Raw genomic sequence first — 2255 nt, forward strand, 5'->3', positions numbered from 1 at the left:
ACGAAGCCCTGCGCCGTCTCGTGCAAGGCGTATTCCGCGGTGACGCCGTCGGCCGCGAGCTTCTCGCGGATGCCGTCCAGCAGGTCCGGATCCTCCAGGAGGAGCAAATGTCCTTCGAAAATTTCGGCTTTGTCCGGACCGAGGCGCGCCGCCGCATCGTCGCGGATGCGCTCCAGCTCGCCGCGCGCCGCGGCGACGGCGGCGTCCAGGCGCGCCTCCTCGGCGGCGGGGTTCGCCGCGCTCGCGCGAACCGGCACGTAGTCGTCGGCCTCGGCGACGAACGCCTTGGCAATGACGATGCCGGGGGAGGCGGCGACGCCGGAAATCGGGATCGGTGTCGTCATGAACGGTTCGCTCCTCTCGGTTCGAATATCGATGCCTGCCGCTCGTAAGCGGCGGCGGCTTGGTCATGGACCGGATGCCCCTTGGGGAGGCCGGTATATTTCTCCAGCGTCGCGTGGACGCCCATGTCGCGGAGCGACGCTCGCAGCTCGGCGGCTTCGGGGTCGTCCCCGGCGTCGAAGCGCAGCGCGGCGGCCATCGCCGCCGCGAGGCCCGACGTCGGAAGACCGAGCGCGAGCGCGAGCGTCGCGGGCCGCACGAGCCGATCGTTCGGCGACAGCTTGCGGATCGGCGAACGGCCGACGCGGGCGACTTCGTCGGTCAGATGCGGATTGGCGAAACGCTCCAACATCGTCTCGCGGTATCGGCGATGCTCCGCTTCGTCGAAGCGGTATTGCCGCACGAGCATGTTTCCGGTTTCCTCTAGGACGAGCGCGACCTCGCGCCGCACGTCTTCGTCGGCCATGGCGGACTGAATCGTCTCGTGACCGCGCAAATACCCGTGGTACGCCGCGCAGCAATGTCCCGTGTTGACGGTGAACAGCTTGCGCTCGATATACGGCTGCAGGTCGTCGACGTAATGGACGCTGGGGATGTCGTCCGGACCGCCCGGCAGCATGGCGGAGCGGTCGATCACCCACTCGGCGAACGGCTCGACGGTGACGCGCAGCGGATCGTCGTGCTTCTGCAGCGGCACGATGCGGTCGACGGCCGCGTTCGGGAACGCGACGCGGCCTTCCAGCGCCGCGCGCGCCTCGCCCGCCAGCTGCGCGAGCACGTGCTCCTTCAGCTGGGCGCTGGCGCCGATCGCGTTCTCGCAGGCGATGACGTGCAGCGGGGCGGGGGGCGAGGACGGTTCGCCGCCGCCGGACGCGAGCCGGCGCTCGATGCCGCGCGCGATCGGCTCCGCGATATGCTTCAGCGCGTTCGGCCCGACCGCCGTCGTCACGACCGCCGCCTGCGCGATCGCCGCCGCGACGTCGTCGATCCGCCTGCCGTCGATCGCGTCCACGCCCTCGACGCGAATCGTTGCGCCGCGGCCGTCGGCGAGCTCGACGTCGTAGCTCCCACGCGAATGCAGCAGGCTTACCAGCGTCTCGTTGACGTCGACGAACACGACGCGGTAGCCGGCTTTCGACAGCATGAGCCCGATGAAGCCGCGGCCGATGTTGCCTGCGCCGAAATGAACGGCGATCACGGCTGCATCCCGCCTTCGAAGATGCGGATGAGCGCTTCCGGCGAGTCGGCGGCGAGAATCGCTTCGAAGCTGTCCTCGTCGGAGCAAATCATCGCGACGTTCGTCAAGATGTCGAGGTGATCGTCGCCGACGGCCGCGATGCCGACGACGAGCTTCGCCGTCTCCCCGTCGCCGAACGGCACGCCGTCCGGAAACACAAGAATGGACATGCCCGTCGAGCGAACGAGCGGCTTCGCCTCGTTCGTGCCGTGCGGGATGGCGAGGCTGCCGCCCATGTACGTCGAGGACAGCGCTTCGCGCTCCAGCATCTTGTCGACGTATTCCGGCGGCACGTGACCCGCGTCGACCAGCAGGCGGCCGGCCATGCGGATCGCCTCGGTTTTGTCCTTGGCGCGCGCGTTCAGTTTCACTTTTTCTACGGAAAGGATAGACATGATCTCAAACACTCCATTCGATATGATTCTTTATATAGGCTTCTAATTGATTAGACATGTATTGCACGATCCGGCTTGCGTCGTCGGATTCCAACGTCTCGATAAAGTGTTGCTGCAGCAGCATGGCGCTGATCTCGCTCAGCAGCTCGAGCTCGCGCTTCGGCAGCCGTTTCGGCGCAAGCATCAGCACGAAACGCTCGAAGCTGCGGTCGCCGTCCAGCGTCGGCGCCGGCTCGTCGAGCCGGAACAGCGCGACCGACGGTTCCGCGACCGCTTCGCTG

At 67.2% G+C, this 2255-nt stretch carries 3 protein-coding genes and 1 pseudogene; all 4 read right to left on the reverse strand.

The features are described 5' to 3' along the window. Positions 1-344: phosphoenolpyruvate-utilizing N-terminal domain-containing protein (locus tag VEZ38_RS15890; RefSeq protein WP_324895126.1), on the reverse strand; the 344-nt coding region annotated here is incomplete at its 3' end. After that, positions 341-1540, reverse strand: coding sequence for a mannitol-1-phosphate 5-dehydrogenase (locus VEZ38_RS15895; protein ID WP_324895128.1), 1200 nt, complete (start codon positions 1538-1540; stop codon positions 341-343). The genes VEZ38_RS15890 and VEZ38_RS15895, both read right to left, overlap by 4 nt. Further along, positions 1537-1974: a PTS sugar transporter subunit IIA gene (locus VEZ38_RS15900; protein ID WP_324895130.1), complete on the reverse strand. Its 438-nt coding sequence runs from the start codon at positions 1972-1974 to the stop codon at positions 1537-1539. The genes VEZ38_RS15895 and VEZ38_RS15900 overlap by 4 nt, the downstream gene beginning before the upstream one ends. A gap of 4 nt (positions 1975-1978) precedes the next feature. Continuing rightward, positions 1979-2255: pseudogene (locus VEZ38_RS15905) on the reverse strand (sugar transporter); the annotation flags it as partial.

It is taken from the genome of Paenibacillus sp. (assembly GCF_035645235.1).
Classification (GTDB): domain Bacteria; phylum Bacillota; class Bacilli; order Paenibacillales; family YIM-B00363; genus Paenibacillus_AE.

Bases quoted from the DNA above. Each gene is read 5' to 3' on its own strand.
- VEZ38_RS15900 (WP_324895130.1), bottom strand. From the start codon at position 1,974: ATGTCTATCCTTTCCGTAGAAAAAGTGAAACTGAACGCGCGCGCCAAG.